We start from the raw sequence: 17,057 nt of genomic DNA, 5'->3' as shown, positions 1-17,057 counted from the left end.
CCCTCCTCCGGGTGCATCTTTTATTGAAGCAGCGCAAGCAGGCTGCGGGCGTCGGTCTGATTTTCGAGGTCGAGAACAAAGTCGCTGATGGCGTCGACCTTCGCTGCCGGCAGCACCATGCCGGCGAGCGCGGCATATTTGCCGAGCAGCCGCTCGTCGCTCAGCGGGTTCTGCGGGCCTCCGAGGGGAAATTCGACGACAAACCGATGTCGCTCGCCGGGGGCAGTCACAATCGTGATTGCCGGCTCGTCCTCGTCCTTCATGGCGGGATCGATACGCACCGTGATGCGCTCCATCAAAGGGCCGATCTCGGCTGCCGACCAAGCGGCTTCCTCTAGTTCGGCCAGAAAAACCTTGCCGTAACGCAGCCGCGCCGCCAGCGCATAGGGCAGACTCATCTGGGCCTGTGCACGCGACTGAATGACCTTGCCGCCGCACATGCCGTACTGAAAGCCGCTGATGTCGACCTCGATGGCGGCGATATCGGCAGGCTCAAGACCATGGTTCTGCATCATCAGGTCAAGCGCATCGATCCCGGCATGCGTGCCGCGGCAGGTGGCATGCGGCTTGATGGAGCATCGATTGAGCCGCCAATAGTCTCCGAAGTCGCGGACAAGCCCCTCCGGATTGCCCTTTCCAGCTCCAAAAGTCGCAAAAAAGCTGCCCCAGCGCTCCGGCTCGAAGACGCTGTCGGGGCCGTCGAACCCTTGGCCTGCCAGATAGGCAGCCATCAGGCCGCCTTCGGCGGCACGGCCGGCATGGAGCTTCTTGGTCGAGCTGCCATTATGGATGAAGGCCCAGGTGCCACCGGCAAAGGAGCAGGCCGAGCCGAGAGCGGAGGCCATCGCATTCGCATCGAGCTTCACCATGCTGCCGACGGCAGCGGCAGCGCCGAACGCGCCGCAGGTTCCCGTCGAATGCCAGCCGAGGCCATTGTGATCCTCATAGCCGCCGACTGCTTCCAGCACGCGGCGGCCGACCTCGTAGCCGAGCAGGACGCTGCGCAACAGGTCGCGGCCGCTTAACGGCTGGCTACGGTCGCCGAGCGCGGCAAGCGCCGCTGGAAGGACAACTGCGCCGGAATGATCGCAGCCGCCGCTGTCATCAAGCTCGTAGGCATGGGCAGAAACACCGTTGACGAAGGCTGACGTCCTCGCGTCCGATGCGATCGGTCGGCCCCAGATCGGGGAAGATCCGGTTCCGGCCTGGAGACCGAGCATCGCGACGACGGCATCGGTTTCGCGCGATGCCGAGCCGGCAATCGCAGCACCCAGCGTATCGAGAATATGAAGCTTCGCCTTGTGGATGGTCTCGGGCGGAAAGGCTTCGAATTTCGTCGAGCAGACAAGCTCGGCCAGTGCTTGAGTCAGATTACCGCTCACCGGCCCGCTCCTCATCGACATAGGCCTCATAGACATTGATCGGGTGGTCGCTGGGCGCGATCGTGCCCTTGCCGGCGTGCCAGCGGGCTACGTCTGCAGCCGTTGCCAACCACACGTCATCGAAACTCGTGATATGGGCAAGCAAGGCTTCGACGAGCACGATCCGGCCCGGCGTGCCGGTCCACTCCGGCCGAAGCTGGATGACGTAGCAGAGGCCGTATTTGCGGTAGGCATCGAACTCGGCAATCCAGTTGCCGAGCACTGCCTCGTAGGAGGGGATGCGGCTTTGCCCCTTCGGGAAGGCCGGCGTGAAATTGAACTGGAAATAGGGCCGGTCCTCGAGTTCGTTATGAACCGGGATCTCCACCAGCGACGAGGCGTGGCTGTAGGGCACATCGTCACCGTTCAACGATGCCGACCACGCATAGCCGGCCTCGACGAGCAGGCGATCAAAGCGGCGCGGCCAGTTGCCGGCCGGAAGGCGGAAGCCGGAAACCTCATTCGAGGCGATGGCGTTCAGCCTCTCGCGGCTGCGCTTCAGGAGATCGACACCTTCGGTTGCCGGCATGGCGTCGCAACGCTCGAAATTCCAGCCATGACTTTCGATCTCGTGACTTGGGGACACGACATCGCGCAGCAGCTCTTCGTGGTTCTCCGCAACGATCCCCGGCACGAACCAGCTCGTGGAGATGCCGGCATCGGCAAAGGCATTGCAAAGGCGCTCGACGCCGCGCGTGGCGCCATATTGCCAGACGGAAAAGCTCTTGCTGCGCCCCCTCAGGTCAGGCGCCTGCGCGACAGCATCGAGCCCGTCGTCGAAGATCACGGAGACGATTGCGGCGCATTTTTTGCCCTGCGGCCAGAAGCCTTTGGAAACCGTGCTGGTCATGCGGCATTCTCCGGATGTTGCACGATCCACCACTTGGCGATTTCGGAGCAATGCGTTGCCCAGACGCTGTCGCCATGGGAGGTGATCGCTTTGAAAAGCCCTTCGAGGATCGCCAACCGGCCGGGCTTGGCGCAGACCTTCGGATGCAGGATCGTCGTCCAGCAGAGCCCTTCGCGATGGTAGCCCTCGAACTCCGCGCACCAGTTGCGCTGGACGTCTGCGTAACCGGAGATGCGGTCGAGACCGATGGGGAAATCCGGGTCCTCGCTGTAGGCGAGAGCGGTGTAGTCATCGATATCCCAGCGCCCTGGGATCTCGACCAGGCCGCGACCGCTGGAGGTCGTGTGAAAGTAAGGCCGGTCGTCGCCACGCATCGAGCTGGAATAGATGACACCGAACTCGTGCAGCATTTCAGCCGTCTCGTCGCTCCAGTCACCCGAGGGCGTGCGAAAGCCGACCGGTGTCACACCCATGCCGCTTTGGAAGATATCGCGGGAACGTCCCATAATATCCAACTGCTGCTGGCGGCTGCAGTCGATGAAGACCTCGTGATAGTGGCCGTGATAGGCGATCTCATGGGCATCGCGAAGGATGCGCTCGCATTGCGACGGCCAGTGTTCGACCACCCAGGTCGGTACGAAGAACGTCGCCTTGAGCCCATACGCAGCCAGAAGATCGAGAAGCCGCGGCAGCGCCCTCCACGGGCCATAGGCACCTTGTGTGAAATAGCGGGGGTTGGAAAGCAGCGAGCCGTCGAGCATTGCATCGCCCGTTGGGCCATCGACATCGAAGGCAAGCGCCACAGCCGATTGCCGGCCTTTCGGCCACAGGCTTGGTTTCGCGGATTTGGTTGCACTCTTCGCAATCATGGGACTCTGCATGCGTTTTGAGGTGTCTTGGGCCGCAACCATCCATCCGCGGACGCGAAGCGCCCCGGCCGATGATTGCCTGCATGGGAGAAGGAAGCGCCGCCGTTACCGCGGCGCCTCCTCAAACGTTACTTGACGCCGTTGATCACAGCCTTCGGAACGGCATTGTGGACGAGGCCCCACTTCTTGAGGATCTCATCATAGGTGCCGTCCTTGATCAGCGCGTCGAGAGCGCCGGCAACCGCATCGCGGAGCGCGGTATGGTCCTTCTTGAAGCCAATGCCGAAGGTGTCGTTGCTGAGCAGCGGCTCGCCGACGAGCGTATAGGTGTTGGGCTCGATGCGCATCTGGTAGGCGATCGTTTCGATGCCTTGCACGACCGCATCGTAGCGGCCCTGCTTCATGCCGAGACGGGCAGCGTTCGAATCCGCGGTTCCCTCGAACTTGATGGCCGGCTTGCCCTTGCCTTCGCAATTTTCAGCGCTCCAGGCCTTGACGTTGTCACCGAAGGAGGTGCTGCGGCTTCCGGCAACCGTCTTGCCGCAGAGATCGCTCGCCTGCTTGTAAGTTCCGGCATTGGCGTTGACGGTGAAGAGGATCGGGCCGCTGGTGATATAATCGACGAAGTCCATGCTGGCCTGGCGCTTCACGTTGTCGCTCATGCCGGAGATGATCATATCGGCGCGGCCGGTCTGAAGGCCGCTCTGCAGCTCCTGGAAGGCGGACGTCACGAAAACGGTCGTGAGGTTAAGCTTCTTCGCAATCGCGTTTGCCAGATCGACGTCGAAGCCATCGATCGTGCCGGTATCCGGATTGACGAATTCCATCGGCGGATAGATCGGGTTGGTCATGATGCGGAGTTCGCCATCCTTGAGCAGGTTCAGGCTCGAATCCGCGGAAGCGGCAGTAGCCGCTAGCGAAAGAAGGGCCGCAGAAACGGCGAGACGAATGAGTTTCATGCAATTCTCCTCTGATGATCTTTCTTCAGGGTTTTTCTTGTTAAAGCACCGCAGAGATGAAGTTCTTCACTCTGGGATTCCTGGGGGTTTCCAATATGTCGCTCGGCGTCCCGGTCTCGACGATCTTGCCAGCATCCATGAAGACGACACGGTCGGCGACCTCGCGGCAGAAGCCAATCTCGTGGGTGACAACGATCATCGTCGTGCCGGAAGCGGCAAGCTCCTTCATGACGCCAAGGACTTCGCCGACAAGCTCGGGATCGAGCGCAGAAGTCGGTTCGTCAAAGAGCATGGCCTTCGGCTTCATGGCCAGCGCGCGGGCAATGGCGATGCGCTGCTGCTGGCCGCCGGACAATTCGCCCGGATAGGCGCCGGCCTTGTCGGCGAGGCCGACACGCTGCAGGAGAATGCGCGCCTCGGCAATGCACTCCTGCTTCGGACGCTTTTGCACCCCGACCGGACCTTCGATGATGTTCTGCAGGACGGTGCGATGCGGGAAGAGATGGAATTTCTGGAAGACCATGCCGACGGACTGTCGCTGGCGGGCAATCTCGCGATCCGGCAGTGGAAACAGCCGGTTGCCCTCGCGGCGGTAGCCGGCGATCTCATCCTCGACCGTGACATAGCCGCCGTCGATCTGTTCGAGCTGGTTAATGCAGCGCAGGAAGGTGCTCTTGCCCGAGCCGGAAGGCCCGATGATGCAGACCACTTCACCCTTCCTGATCTCGAAATCGATGTCCTTCAGGACGTGAAACGTGCCGAAATACTTCTGCAGGCTGTGTGCCTTGATGATCGCGTCCATCAGCCAGCCTCCCCGACGAGAGCCTGATTGGCGGCCTGCTGGGCGCTCGCATCGCGCCGCCCCCACCCCTTGGAGAAATGCCGCTCGATATAGATCTGCGCAATGCTGAGCACGGTGACCACGACCATGTACCAGACGGCGGCAACGATCAGCAGTTCGATGACGCGCGAGTTGACATAGTAGATGTCCTCGACGTTTTTCAGCACCTCTGAATACTGGATGACACTGGCGAGCGAGGTGAGCTTCACCATGCCGATGGTCTCGTTGCCAATCGGCGGGACGATGACGCGCATGGCCTGCGGTAGCACGATCTTCAGCGTTGCCCGCAGCTTCGTCATCCCGATCGATTGCGCCGCTTCCATCTGACCCTTGTCGATCGAAAGAAGGCCGGCGCGTACGACTTCGGCCGTGTAAGCGCCCTGCTGGATCCCAAGGCCGAGAAGAGCAGCCACGAAGGGCGTCATGACATCGACGGTGCGGATCGACCACAATCCCGGAATGCCGATCGTCGGAAAGATCAGGGCGAGATTGAACCACAGGAGAAGCTGCAGCAGCGCCGGCGTGCCGCGAAACAGCCAGACATAACCGACGGAAATGCTGCGCAGAACCGGATTGTCCGACATGCGCATGATCGCGGCGATGACGCCAAGGACGATGCCAACGATCATGGCGCAGAAGGTCATGATGATCGTGTTGCCAACCCCTGCCAGGACGGCCCTGGTGAACAGGTTCTGTCCGACATATTCCCAGGCGATGTCGCCCTTCCAGAAGGCCCTTGCCAATAGAAGCAGAAGGATGATGCAGATTGCCGCCATGATCTTCGTGCCGATCTTTCGCTGCGGCACGATCACAAGCGCATTCACGTCCAGTGGCGCTGAGTTGGTCAAATTTCGATCCCCTGAGCTCGTTGGTGAGCTCCATTTTCTAATGGGGAAAACTTACGTTGCTTTTGAATTCGGCCACAAACGAGATTTGAACATGCGATTTATGCGCTCCAAGCATAAATCTCAGGTGCCATGACGATATTTCACCGTCTGGCCATAGTGAATTGAGATGCGAGGGAAGCTCGGGCGACTTGGCTTCCTGTTCACCGATCCGGCGCGAGGGCGGTCTCGACCCTGCGTAGCAGGCTCTTCAACTCTGGCTCGCGGACATGAGCGGCAGCCTCATTGGGCGAGAACCACTGCAGCTGGCGCTGACCGCGCTCGGGAAAGCGCTCGACCAATTCGGCGACTTCAAGCAGATGAACCTGAACGACGGAGGGGACGGTATCGCCGGTATCTAGAGACTTCAGATAGGTGTAATAACCAAAACTCTTCTTCCTGGCCTTTCCCTTGACGCCGGCCTCTTCCCAGGCCTCGCGTTCGGCGACCTGATGCGGCAGCTTGCCAACGATCGGCCATCCCTTCGGAATGACCCACCGACGGCTGTCGCGCGAGGTGATCAGCAGGATTTCAACATCCTTCAGCACGGGCGAGCGCCTGTAGCAGATCGCGGCATATTGCTCGATCGACCGGCCGGCGAAGAGCTTTTCTGCCGCGTCCGCCAGACGGCCGAGATAAGTCTTTTTAGTCATGTGCCGTCACTGCAACCTGTGGAACCGGGCTTGGCGTCCGGCTCTGCAAGAGTTCGCCACGCTCCTCCAGAACGGGATAGGCGGCGGCGGCAACGAGATGGGAGTTGATCTGCTTGAGATCGCGCAACAGATCGAGGTGAAGCGAGCTTGTCTCCATGGTCTCGATCCCGCCCTGGCGCAAGCGCTGGAAATGGGCTTCCGTTCCCTCGCGCTCCGCCTTGCGGAAGATCACCTTTTCCTCCGCCAGCATGAGGGCGGCACTTTCGTTCTGCGTCATGAACAGGGCGGCCGCTGTCTGGAGGTTCGACTGCAACCGGTCGAACAACGTTGCCAGTTCGAGCTGCCCTTCCTTCGAGAAGCTCAAGCCCCGGCGCAGGCGCTTGGCCAGATGCGGCAGGAGGTTCTGGTCGAGAACGTCGCCGGCATGCTCCATGTTCATCGAGAACAGCAGGATCTCGTTCAGCCGCCGCCGGTCGGCTTCGCCGAGTTCGTCGGGATCGATCGAAGTCAGATAGGTCTTCACCGCCGTATTCAGGCTGTCGAGGATATTGTCCAGCGACCGCAATCGCGTCAGTGCCTTTCGATCCGTATCCGATAAGGCCGACCTGGCGCCTGCCAGCATCTCCGACAGCACGTCGACGAGCCTCAGCGCCTCGCGCGCTGCCGCGCCGAGCGCGACCACGGGCGTTTCCTTGGCGGCCGGATCCAGATATCTCGGGCGTGTCGGATCGGCCTCGTCGATCTTCTGCGGCAGCAATTTGGTCAAGAGATCGGCATAGGGCCGCAACAGCGGCATGAAGACCACGGCCAGGACGATATTGAAGGCGCTGTGGAAGTTCGCGACCGCGCGGGCGCTATCGCTGTCGATCATCGCCGACAGGCGTGCGGCGGGCTCCAGCAGGCCGATCATTGCGACGACGCCGACAATGCGCGTCAGCATATTGCCGATAGGCAACCGCTTGACGGAAAGATCGGCGCCTGACTGTCCTTCGATCAAGGGATTGATCGCGGTACCCAGATTGGCGCCGAGAACGAGCGCGAAAGCTTGATCGACATCGACGAGGCCTTTGCTTGCAAGCGACATGATGAGCAGCACGACGGCCACGCTGGAATGGGCAGCCCACGTCAGAATGGCCGCGAGAAGCATACTCAGCACCGGCGTCGCGGCGATCGCATCAAGGACATAGGCGAGCGCCTTCGACCCCTCATATTGCGTCATCAGGTCGAGGAGCTGATGCAGCGCCAGAAGCATGAAACCAAGCCCGATCATGACGCGGCCGAGATCGTGCACACGCGAATTCGCGGTTCGACGAAACATCAGCACGCCGATAAGGACGAGTGCCGGCGAGGCGGCGGCGACATTGAAGGATAGCACCTGGACAATCAGCGTCGTGCCGACATTGGCCCCCAGCATGACGGCAAGCGCGGGCACGAGATCCACCAGCCCGCCGGCGGCAAAGCCTGATGCCATCAGGCCGGTAGCCGTGCTGCTCTGCAAGATGGCGGTGACGCCGATCCCGGCAAAGAAGGCCTTCGTGCGATTGCTGAGCGCACGTCCGAGAAAGGAGCGCAGGTCCGGGCCGAAGGCACGCTGGATACCGGTCTGAACCATGCGCGTGCCCCAGAGCAACAGGGCGATGTGACCGGCCAGAGCAACGAGGCCGAAAATTAGCGCCATAGTGGTCCTCCATATGCCTGCGATCCTTGGACAAACGCCGAGCATCAATATCACGGTCAGCTAAACTTTAATTAGCCGACTATGTTTCTCCCTCTTTATATCTTTTGCAAGGCCAGATTGTCACAAAACTAGAGGGAGAATCACTTTATCATTTAAAATCATAATGATAGACTCATATTTGTCTTGTCATTATTCACAATAAATATTCATCTCTCCAGAAAACGGCGGTCTGAAAGCGACGATTTTCTGTCTGCGAGGATATTGTCCGATGAGCGTTGCTTCGCCTTTTCGCTTTGATGCATCCAATGTCTGGCCAATATAGCATAAAAGCCTCCATTTGCCGCGCGGCGGATCCGTCGCCATAGAGTGAAACGACAGGCTGGCGAGGAGTTTGAGATGACGCATTTTATCTGCATCACATGCGGCATACAGTTCGGAGAAGGCGACGGACCGCCGCTGGCCTGCCCGATCTGCGAGGACGAGCGTCAGTTCGTACCCCAATCGGGGCAGGAATGGACCGACATGGCGAGCCTCGACCAGAGGCATGCGGTAATCTGGAATGAGGAAGCCGAGGGCATTCACAGCCTGCAGATCTCGCCCCATTTCGGCATTGGCCAGCGCGCCTTTCTGATCGAAGGACCTGATGGCAATATCCTGTGGGACTGCCTCAGCCTCATCGACGAGGCCAGCAAGGCGCGGATTGCCACTATGGGCGGCTTGAACGCGATCGCGATCTCTCACCCTCATTTCTATTCGTCGATGATCGAATGGAGTATTGCCTGCGGCGACGCGCCGATTCATATCCACGCAGACGATGGCGAATGGGTGCAAAGGCGCGGCGCAGCCTTACGCCCGTGGACAAGCGAAATGCTGCCGATTGGCCAGGCGACCATGATCCGTTGCGGCGGCCATTTCGACGGCAGCTCCGTGCTCCATTGTCCCTGGCTCGAAGGCGGCCGCGGCGCCCTCTTCGTCGGCGACACGATGCAGGTGACGATGGACCGCAAATTCGTCAGCTTCATGCGCAGCTACCCCAACCTCCTCCCTCTCAACGCCAAGACGGTGACGACGATATCGAAAACCGTTCGACCCTATCGATTCGAGGCGATCTATGGCGCATTTCCCGGTCGAACGGTCGAAAACGACGGCAACGGCGTGGTAGAACGTTCCGCGGAAAGATACCTGAAGGCGATCGCAAGCTGAGAATATAGCAACGGATGTTCCGCTTCTGACATAGGCCTACTCACACATGAAGCAGAAAATACCAATGCGGCGAACGCCGGATGCTGAGCTTGCCGCAGCGATCGCCGCAGAGGCCGTCGGTTGCTCTCCGGTTACTGTCGGACGCTTCCCAACCGGTGCACGGCACTATGTCTTCGATCTTCAGTTCGCCGACCGGTCTCCAGCCGTCGTGCGCGTTGGCGACCCATCCGCTCGGGCAGAGATGGCCGGAGCGGTCTATCTTTCGGGATTATTACGACCTGAAGGCGTGCCGCTTCCAACCATTCTGGCCGAAGGTATAGACGCGGAGTTCCCCTGGCTTCTGCTGGAACGCCTTCCCGGCACGGATCTGGGTTCGGTCATCTTGAACCTTTCGGGAGCCAAGCTGGGTCGGATTGCTTCACGCGTGGCGCATGCCCAGGCCATCACAGCAAGAACCATATCAGCAGGACGCTACGGATATGCCGCGCGAGCGGAGCAAGCACAGCACGGCGCGTGGTCGCAGGTGGTGCTTGCCAATCTTGCCCGTTCGCGAGGGCGAATCGGGTCTGCCGGGTTGTTTGATGTCGGGCTGGTCGACGCAGTCGAACACGAGGTAACGGCCAGACGCAAAGAACTCGACAGGATCGAAGCAATACCCTTTCTGCATGACACCACGACAAAGAACGTGATTGTGACACCAGACGGCGCGTTCAGCGGCATTGTCGACGTCGATGATCTTTGCTTTGGCGATCCACGTTATCCGACCGCCTTAACATTGGCTGCGCTGATGGCCTATGGCGGCCCCGTGAGCTACGTCGATGCGTGGCTCCGGCACGCCGGGCAAGCCGATGACCGGCTTTTTCGTCTTTACACGAGTGTCTTCCTGCTGGACCTGATGGCCGAGCATGGGCACATTTTCAACGGCAACGAGACTCCGTTAGCACCGGCAGTTCAGGCAACCATGCAGCACGCACTTGAGTTCAATCTCAACTTAGTGCGGTCATGAACGCTACGTGATTCAAGTCTTCATTGCGCTCCGGCGACCACCGGCGATATCCGTCCTTTTCCAGTCCAATCCCGACTGCGTCGAACTAATTTTCCAGCGCCGTCTGCTTGTCCTTCACCAGCCGTGCCGGCAGATTGACGGTAACGGACAGGCCCCCGAGGCTGGAGCGGGCAAGCGTCAGCTTGCCGTCATAGGCTTCGACCAGATCTTTGGCGATCGCCAGGCCGAAGCCGGTTCCGGCGATGCTTTCGTCCAGCCGCCTGCCGCGGCGGATGAAAGCCATTTCCGCATCCTCCGGAAGGCCCGGACCATCGTCCTCGATGCACAGTTCTACACCCTCAAGCTCGGGCACTTGCGACAGGCGAACCTTGACCTTGCCGGCCGTCCATTTCCTGGCATTGTCGATCAGATTGCCGGTGATGTCGGCGAAATCCGCCTCATCGATCGCCAGCCACATCTCCGGCGGCGCCGCAAGTTCGAAATCGATCTTCCGCTCGGTGGACAGACGCCGCATGACCGATATGATCTTCTGGAGATCGGCGCTGGCATCCATGACGCCGACGGTATGGGCGGCTGCCAGGCTGGCGCGGGTTTGCGCGAGCGTTCGCTTGATCTGCGCCTCCATCCGGCTGACCTCCGTCTGGATGGCCGCCGCTCGCTCCGACATGCCCTCTTCCGAGAGAATGCGCGCGGTCGCCTCCAGTGCCGCGAGCGGGGTCTTCAGACCATGCGCCAGATCGCCGGCGCGCGCACGCGCCTGCGTCAGCTGCGTCTCACGGGATGCCAGCAGGCCGTTGAGATCGTCCACAAGAGGCTGGACCTCGCGCGGAAACTGGCCGGTGATCTTGCGCGCGGAACGCTCCTGCACCGCCATCAAGGCCGCACGCAGATCGTTGAGCGGCCGCAATCCGTATCTCAGAAAGGCAATGACCGCCACGATGAGGGCAGCCGAAAGCACGCCAAGGGATGGCGCCATGGCGTAGAAGAAGCGCCAGCGCGCTGGCGCAAGCTCGCGATTGTCGAGCGCCATCACGATATCGACCATCTGATCGCCGGTGGCCGAAGGGATGGAGATGGAGCGCTCGACAGCAAGAAGGTGGCTGCCGTTCGGTCCTTTCATATCTGTTGCCCGGCCGGCATCGCGAGGGCGGGAACGAAGCCAGGGCAGGTTCTGTTCCCAAAGCGATTGCGAGCGCAACTCCACGTTGCCGTTGCGGCCGACCTGCCAATAGAAACCGCCATTCGGAATGCCGAAACGGGAATCCGTCGGCGTATCGTCGAGAAAGAGCTGATTGGACGAATTGATATCGACCGCGGCCAAAAGAACGCGCAATTCCTCGTCAATCTCGGAGAGGGCAAGCGCCCGGACGGCCAGCCCGGAAATCGCATTGATGCCCACGCCTGCCAGAAAGGTTGCGACGATGATCGCCACCGCAGAACCCAGCAGCAACCGCCCTCGCAGCGAAAACGGCGTCATGACGGCGGCGCCTCGCGCGGAATGATATAGCCCTGGCCGCGCCGGGTCTCGATGACTGTGCCATCGAACTTGCGGCGCAGGCGCGCGACGACCACCTCCAGTGCGTTCGACAGAAGCTCCGTCTCTTCGTCATAGATGCTGTCAGCGATCTGCGTTCGGGAAAGCACGGTGCCGGCATTGTGCATCAGATAGGCAAGAAGCCGGTATTCGAGCGCCGTCACCTGAACCGGCTGCCCACGAAACGAAACCGTACGCTGGCGCGTGTCGAGTTCCAGCACGCCGTTGGAAAGGATTGGAGAGGATTGCCCGGCGGCGCGGCGCATCAGGGCGCGCACGCGGGCCAGAAGTTCTTCCATGCGGAAGGGCTTCGTCAGATAATCGTCGGCGCCCGCATCCATGCCGTCGACCTTGTCACGCCAGCCGTCGCGCGCCGTCAATATGATGACAGGCATGCCACGGCGTTCTGCACGCCAGCGTCGCAGCACCGTGAGGCCATCAAGCTTGGGAAGCCCGAGATCGAGAATGACAAGATCGAAATGCTCGATATCGCCGCGATACCAAGCCTCCTCGCCGTTGCTCACGGTCGAGACGACATAATGCTGGTCCTCCAGGCAGCGGCGCATATCCGCCACAATACTGGGCTCATCCTCAGCAATCAGAATGCGCATTTTCAGCGTCTCTCGATCACGGCGAGTGTTGCACCGTCGAGCACTATGTCACCACGTTTGCCATCCGGCTTCAATACACGCACGGCGTAAGCTTGGCGTCCGGCCCGGCGAACACGTTTGATTCGCAGCACCTTTCCCGGCATTTCGCGCGCAACGACCGCATAAATCTCGCGCAGCGGCCGCAAGGCGCCGGCATCTTCGACCAGAACACTGCTATGCGAGCGAGCTAATGCCTCCATGCCCGGCGAGCTCAGCAAAGCCGTTACCAAAAGAACGGACAGCCAGCGGTGCCAGCCGGCTCTTCGCCCGAATATGCGCAACGATATTAATCCTTCTTCCGAGATAGCACGCAGGGCTCGCCCCACGCCGATCCAAACATAGCTTTCCCAACATTACAATTCCCTGACAGCGCCCGTAAGAGAGCTGCAAATTGAAGGGTGTATAAGCATTGATAGACGGCACGCTGATTGTGTCGAGTTTCGTTTCGCAGAAGTTACCATGACTATCCAGATCTCGTCGATTACCCCAAATGCCAGCCTCTCGGTTTCCTCAGGCGGCATTCGGCCTGAGTTCGTCCGCAATGAAACCCTGGTGGACATATTCAAGGCAACGGTCGCTCGCAGCCCCGACAAGACGGCCCTGACCCTGATCGGAACCGACCAGGCGATGACCTATGCCGAGCTTGACCGGCTCTCCGATGAGGCGGCGCGTGCGCTCGGCCGTCGTGGTATCGGCCCTGGCGATTTCGTCGGCCTGTGGTTCCAGCGCTCCCTTGAGCTACATGTCGCACTTCTGGCGATTCTCAAGGCCGGAGCTGCCTATATCCCGTTCGATGCGTCCGCTCCTGCCGATCGCGTAGCTGTCAGCCTGGCCGATTGCGGCGCGAAATGGATGCTGACGCATGACGAAAAGGCGGCTCTCACACCCGAATTCGATGGTCAGACACTGCTCCTCAAGACGCTGCTCGCCGAAGATGACGATGGCGTTGCGCCACGTGTCGCCGCTCACGACGATCCGGCCTACGCCATCTATACATCCGGCTCCACGGGCAAGCCAAAGGGCATCGTCATCACGCACCGGAACATCTGCCATTATCTGCGCGCCGGTAACGACGTCCTCGGTATGGTTGAATCGGATGTCGTTCTTCAGCAGGCTTCGGTCGCCTTCGATCTTTCGCTCGAAGAAATCTTCGTTCCCTATCTGGTCGGCGCGACGCTGAAGGTTGCGACATCCGCAGTCATGGCCGAGCTCGACAGACTTGCCGACGTGCTGGAAGCGGAGAAGATCACGGTCATCGATACCGTGCCGACCCTGCTCACCATGCTGGAGCGCGATGTCGAATGCCTGCGCATCATCATCGTTGGCGGCGAAGCCTGCCCTCCGGCAATCGTCAGCCGCTTCTCCAAGACCGGCCGGCGCCTGATCAACACCTACGGCCCGACCGAGACGACGGTGGTAGCGACCTACGCCGAACTCGACCCCTCCCGGCCGATCACGATCGGCTGCCCGATCGCCAACGCGACCGCCTATGTCGTTGATGAAAACATGCAGCTTGTCGCGCGCGGCGACACCGGCGAATTGCTGATCGGCGGACCGGGCGTCGCGGCCGGCTACCGGAACCTGCCGCAGCTGACCTCCGCCAAGTTCATCGCCAATCCTTTCGCGCCCCATGGCGACCCTGTGCTTTACCGCAGCGGCGATGCCGTGTTGATGGACGAGGAAGGGCAGCTTCATTTCCTCGGCCGCATCGACGACCAGGTGAAAATACGTGGCTATCGCATCGAGCTCGGCGAGATCGAGACCGTTGTTGGAGAGCTCGCGGACGTGAAAGCTGCTTCCGTGGTCGTGCATCGACCGCCGGATGGTGAGGAAATGCTGGTCGCCCACGTCGTGACGTCGGGCAATAATTTCGATCGCGACAAAGCGCGCGCCGTACTCGCCGCCAAGCTGCCGCCCTATATGGTGCCTGCCGCCTGGCACAGCCACGTGTCGCTGCCGCGGCTCCCCTCCGGCAAGATCGACCGCAAGACACTCGCTGCGATCCCGCTGGCGGTCGATCAATCAACCCAGGCACAAGAGCAGCCGCGTACATGGACCGAAGCACAGCTGCTGAAGGCGGCAACCGAGGCGCTTCGCCTGCGCGCCATCAGCTTCGAGGCGGATTTCTTCACCGAGCTCGGCGGGCATTCCATGCTGGCGGCACGGTTCGTTTCCGAAGTCCGCAAGATCCCGCTGCTGGCGGGCATAGCCCTGCGCGACGTCTATGCCGGCCGGACCCTGCGCGGCATTGCGGCGATCCTGGAGCAGCGCACCGAGCGGGCCTCCAGTCAGGAACGCAAGAGCTTCGAGCCAGTCCCGTGGCGCCGGCGCTTCCTTTGCGGCCTGGCCCAGGCCGTGGTCCTGCCCTTCATTGTCGCGATCGCTACGCTGCAATGGATCGGCCTGCTGCTCGCCTCGATCCTGCTGATCGATGACGGCGCGTCGGTCTGGAATGAAATTCTCATTCTGGGTAGCGTCTATCTCGCTCTCAATCTCGGTGAGAAGTTGCTCGTCGTCGCCCTCAAGTGGCTTGTCATCGGCCGCACACGGCCGGGCGTCTATCCGCTGTGGGGCACCTATTATTTCCGCATCTGGCTGATGCAGCGCATCGTTCAGCTGACCGCACCGAAATTCCTCAAGGGCTCGCCGCTCATCCGCGCCTATATGCGCGCACTCGGCGCGAAGGTCGGCAAGGATGCGATGATCGACGAGTTCGAAGAAGGCGCGATCGACCTCGTGCGGGTTGGCGCCAGATCCAGCCTCGGCGTCAAGATCAAGCTCGCCAATGTCGAAGTCATCGGCAATGAGATCCATGTCGGCACGATCGATATCGGCGAAGGCGTGCAGATCGGCAATGGTTCCGTCATCGGTCACAATGTCAAGATCGATGACGGAGCCGTCATCGGCGATCTGACGGCGATCGCCGCCGGCACTCATGTCGAGGCCCATACCCGCTGGGATGGTTCGCCCGCTCGCCAGACCGGCCATGCGGAACATGAGGAAATGCCGGCGCATCCGGAGCTTGGAACCGTCGGACGGGTCTTCCAGTTCGCCGCCTATTTCGTCGCCTATAATCTCAGCCTCGTCGTCGGCCTGCTGCCGATCTTCCCGGCTTTCTATCTGTTCTCCGCCGTGCAGGAGATGTATGCTCCCGGCTCCGAAGAGGCCTTGTCCTGGGGAATGATCGCAGCACTCTCCTGGCCGGCCGCCTTCCTGCTGATCGTCGTGTCCATGGCCGTCGTCGTGGCGCTCAGATGGGTTCTGCTGCCCCGCGTCGTGCCAGGCCGCTATTCCATCTTCGGCAATCTCTATTTCCGCAAATGGGTTGTCGGCCTCACCACCGAGGCCATGCTGGAAACGCTGAATTCGCTCTACGCCACCGTCTTCATGCGCAATTGGTACCGCCTGATGGGAGCCAAGATCGGCAAGGGCACGGAGATCTCTGCAAACTTCGCCGGTCGCTACGACCTCATCGAAATGGGCCGCGACAACTTCATCGGTGACGAGACCATCTTCGGCGACGAGGAAATTCAGAACGGCTGGATGGTGCTCAAGCGTCTGAAGACCGGCGATCGCTGCTTCTTCGGCAACTCCTCCGTCATCTCGCAGGGTGCCGTGATCGAGAGCGATTCACTCGTCGGCATCAAGACGCGCCTGCCCGACTCCCTGCACGTCAAGGCAGGTGAAACCTGGTGCGGCAGCCCTGCCTTCCAGTTCCCGACGCGCGAGAGGCTGCAGGCGGCTGCGACCGCCACCTATGCACCGCCACTGCGCATGCGCCTTGTGCGCATCGTGTTCGAGGCCATGCATACGTCGCTGCCAACCGCTATCCTGATCGTCATGGCACTCGCCATGTCCGACATGCTGGCCAACGAAATCGACAACGGCGCCTGGGGCAGCCTGTTCTGGACGCTGATGGCGGCCGGCCTGGCGACCTCGGGTATCCTGTATCTCGTCGCAGTCGCCTTCAAATGGACACTGATCGGCACCTATAAGCCTATGAATCGGCCAATGTGGTCCTGGTGGGCGATGCGGACCGAAGCCGTCGCGGTCTTCTACGGCGGGCTCGCCAGCAAGATGCTGCTCGACTATCTGCGTGGCACGCCTTTCCTGCCCTGGCTGCTCCGTCCCTTCGGTGCCAAGATCGGACAGGGGGCATGGATCAACAGCACCGACATTTGCGAGTTCGATTGCACCCATATCGGCGACCATGCCGTACTCAACATGGGGTCCTGCCCGCAGACCCATCTCTATGAAGACCGCATCATGAAGGTCGGCCGGATCACGATCGGCAAGGGCGTCTCCATCGGCTCGGGCAGCACCGTCCTGTACGAGGCCAATGTCGGCGATTTCGCTGAGATCGGACTGCTGACCCTGGTCATGAAGGGTGAGGCCATCCCGCAAGGAACGTCGTGGGTCGGCGCCCCCGCCCAGGCGGTTCAAGCCGAGCAGGAGCCGACCCCGCTCGCGCAGAAAGAGGCTCTGCCCTCCGCCGCTGCGTGAGCGTGG

The 17,057-nt window shown here is 61.0% G+C and carries 14 protein-coding genes; 3 read left to right on the top strand and 11 right to left on the bottom strand.

The window, feature by feature from the left end; translation table 11 throughout:
• Window positions 1-20: 20 nt before the first annotated feature.
• The 8 genes from GA0061100_RS27110 to GA0061100_RS27075 all read right to left on the bottom strand — a co-directional run bounded on the left by GA0061100_RS27110 (window position 21) and on the right by GA0061100_RS27075 (window position 8,155).
• Window positions 21-1,382 carry an MmgE/PrpD family protein gene (locus tag GA0061100_RS27110; RefSeq protein ID WP_075855963.1) on the bottom strand — a complete coding sequence of 454 codons (1,362 nt, stop codon included), beginning with the start codon at window positions 1,380-1,382 and terminating at the stop codon, window positions 21-23.
• Window positions 1,372-2,271, bottom strand: a complete 900-nt coding sequence (locus GA0061100_RS27105) for a polysaccharide deacetylase family protein (protein ID WP_075855962.1) — start codon at window positions 2,269-2,271, stop codon at window positions 1,372-1,374. Before GA0061100_RS27105 ends, GA0061100_RS27110 begins: the two co-directional genes overlap by 11 nt.
• Window positions 2,268-3,140, bottom strand: coding sequence for a polysaccharide deacetylase family protein (locus GA0061100_RS27100; protein WP_075855961.1), 873 nt, complete (start codon window positions 3,138-3,140; stop codon window positions 2,268-2,270). Before GA0061100_RS27100 ends, GA0061100_RS27105 begins: the two co-directional genes overlap by 4 nt.
• Window positions 3,141-3,268: 128 nt before the next feature.
• Window positions 3,269-4,099 (bottom strand): ABC transporter substrate-binding protein, encoded by an 831-nt coding sequence (locus GA0061100_RS27095; protein ID WP_075855960.1) that lies wholly within the window; start codon window positions 4,097-4,099, stop codon window positions 3,269-3,271.
• A gap of 40 nt (window positions 4,100-4,139) precedes the next feature.
• Window positions 4,140-4,901 (bottom strand): amino acid ABC transporter ATP-binding protein, encoded by a 762-nt coding sequence (locus GA0061100_RS27090; protein WP_075855959.1) that lies wholly within the window; start codon window positions 4,899-4,901, stop codon window positions 4,140-4,142.
• The gene (locus GA0061100_RS27085; RefSeq protein WP_075855958.1) at window positions 4,901-5,788 is read right to left on the bottom strand and encodes an amino acid ABC transporter permease; all 888 of its coding nucleotides are present in this window, start codon (window positions 5,786-5,788) and stop codon (window positions 4,901-4,903) included. The genes GA0061100_RS27090 and GA0061100_RS27085 overlap by 1 nt, the downstream gene beginning before the upstream one ends.
• A 200-nt stretch (window positions 5,789-5,988) precedes the next feature.
• Complete coding sequence (locus GA0061100_RS27080) at window positions 5,989-6,477, bottom strand: NUDIX hydrolase (RefSeq protein ID WP_075855957.1); 489 nt, start codon at window positions 6,475-6,477, stop codon at window positions 5,989-5,991.
• Window positions 6,470-8,155, bottom strand: a complete 1,686-nt coding sequence (locus tag GA0061100_RS27075) for a Na/Pi cotransporter family protein (RefSeq protein WP_075855956.1) — start codon at window positions 8,153-8,155, stop codon at window positions 6,470-6,472. Before GA0061100_RS27075 ends, GA0061100_RS27080 begins: the two co-directional genes overlap by 8 nt.
• Window positions 8,156-8,551: 396 nt before the next feature.
• On the opposite strand from GA0061100_RS27075, the gene GA0061100_RS27070 reads away from it, so the two are divergent.
• Together GA0061100_RS27070 and GA0061100_RS27065 are read left to right on the top strand one after the other, a co-directional pair.
• A complete protein-coding gene (locus tag GA0061100_RS27070; RefSeq protein ID WP_075855955.1) occupies window positions 8,552-9,358 on the top strand; it encodes an MBL fold metallo-hydrolase in 807 nt (268 codons plus the stop codon).
• 46 nt (window positions 9,359-9,404) lie between these two features.
• Complete coding sequence (locus GA0061100_RS27065) at window positions 9,405-10,364, top strand: phosphotransferase family protein (protein WP_083961447.1); 960 nt, start codon at window positions 9,405-9,407, stop codon at window positions 10,362-10,364.
• 85 nt (window positions 10,365-10,449) lie between these two features.
• Here the strand turns inward: GA0061100_RS27065 and GA0061100_RS27060 are convergent, their stop codons facing one another.
• From GA0061100_RS27060 to GA0061100_RS27050, 3 genes are read right to left on the bottom strand one after another with little or no spacing between them, the layout of a single operon-like run.
• The gene (locus tag GA0061100_RS27060; RefSeq protein ID WP_075855953.1) at window positions 10,450-11,841 is read right to left on the bottom strand and encodes an ATP-binding protein; all 1,392 of its coding nucleotides are present in this window, start codon (window positions 11,839-11,841) and stop codon (window positions 10,450-10,452) included.
• Window positions 11,838-12,509, bottom strand: a complete 672-nt coding sequence (locus GA0061100_RS27055; protein ID WP_015342375.1) for a response regulator transcription factor — start codon at window positions 12,507-12,509, stop codon at window positions 11,838-11,840. The genes GA0061100_RS27060 and GA0061100_RS27055 overlap by 4 nt, the downstream gene beginning before the upstream one ends.
• 2 nt (window positions 12,510-12,511) lie before the next feature.
• The gene (locus GA0061100_RS27050) at window positions 12,512-12,748 is read right to left on the bottom strand and encodes a PepSY domain-containing protein (protein ID WP_083961455.1); all 237 of its coding nucleotides are present in this window, start codon (window positions 12,746-12,748) and stop codon (window positions 12,512-12,514) included.
• A gap of 259 nt (window positions 12,749-13,007) precedes the next feature.
• Between GA0061100_RS27050 and GA0061100_RS27045 the strand changes: the two genes are divergently transcribed.
• On the top strand, window positions 13,008-17,051 hold the full coding sequence (locus GA0061100_RS27045; RefSeq protein ID WP_075855952.1) for a Pls/PosA family non-ribosomal peptide synthetase: 4,044 nt from the start codon (window positions 13,008-13,010) through the stop codon (window positions 17,049-17,051).
• Window positions 17,052-17,057: the final 6 nt, after the last annotated feature.

It is taken from the genome of Martinezella hainanensis (assembly GCF_900094555.1).
GTDB classification, from domain to species: domain Bacteria; phylum Pseudomonadota; class Alphaproteobacteria; order Rhizobiales; family Rhizobiaceae; genus Rhizobium; species Rhizobium hainanense.
This window is presented reverse-complemented; position numbering and strand designations above follow the sequence as displayed.

Excerpts from the sequence above, each read along its gene's own strand:
- GA0061100_RS27090 (WP_075855959.1), bottom strand. The coding sequence starts at position 4,901 with ATGGACGCGATCATCAAGGCACACAGCCTGCAGAAGTATTTCGGCACG.
- GA0061100_RS27100 (WP_075855961.1), bottom strand. The coding sequence starts at position 3,140 with ATGATTGCGAAGAGTGCAACCAAATCCGCGAAACCAAGCCTGTGGCCG.
- GA0061100_RS27105 (WP_075855962.1), bottom strand. The coding sequence starts at position 2,271 with ATGACCAGCACGGTTTCCAAAGGCTTCTGGCCGCAGGGCAAAAAATGC.
- GA0061100_RS27050 (WP_083961455.1), bottom strand. The coding sequence starts at position 12,748 with ATGGAGGCATTAGCTCGCTCGCATAGCAGTGTTCTGGTCGAAGATGCC.
- GA0061100_RS27045 (WP_075855952.1), top strand. The coding sequence starts at position 13,008 with ATGACTATCCAGATCTCGTCGATTACCCCAAATGCCAGCCTCTCGGTT.
- GA0061100_RS27080 (WP_075855957.1), bottom strand. The coding sequence starts at position 6,477 with ATGACTAAAAAGACTTATCTCGGCCGTCTGGCGGACGCGGCAGAAAAG.
- GA0061100_RS27060 (WP_075855953.1), bottom strand. The coding sequence starts at position 11,841 with ATGACGCCGTTTTCGCTGCGAGGGCGGTTGCTGCTGGGTTCTGCGGTG.
- GA0061100_RS27075 (WP_075855956.1), bottom strand. The coding sequence starts at position 8,155 with ATGGCGCTAATTTTCGGCCTCGTTGCTCTGGCCGGTCACATCGCCCTG.
- GA0061100_RS27070 (WP_075855955.1), top strand. The coding sequence starts at position 8,552 with ATGACGCATTTTATCTGCATCACATGCGGCATACAGTTCGGAGAAGGC.
- GA0061100_RS27055 (WP_015342375.1), bottom strand. The coding sequence starts at position 12,509 with ATGCGCATTCTGATTGCTGAGGATGAGCCCAGTATTGTGGCGGATATG.
- GA0061100_RS27095 (WP_075855960.1), bottom strand. The coding sequence starts at position 4,099 with ATGAAACTCATTCGTCTCGCCGTTTCTGCGGCCCTTCTTTCGCTAGCG.
- GA0061100_RS27065 (WP_083961447.1), top strand. The coding sequence starts at position 9,405 with ATGAAGCAGAAAATACCAATGCGGCGAACGCCGGATGCTGAGCTTGCC.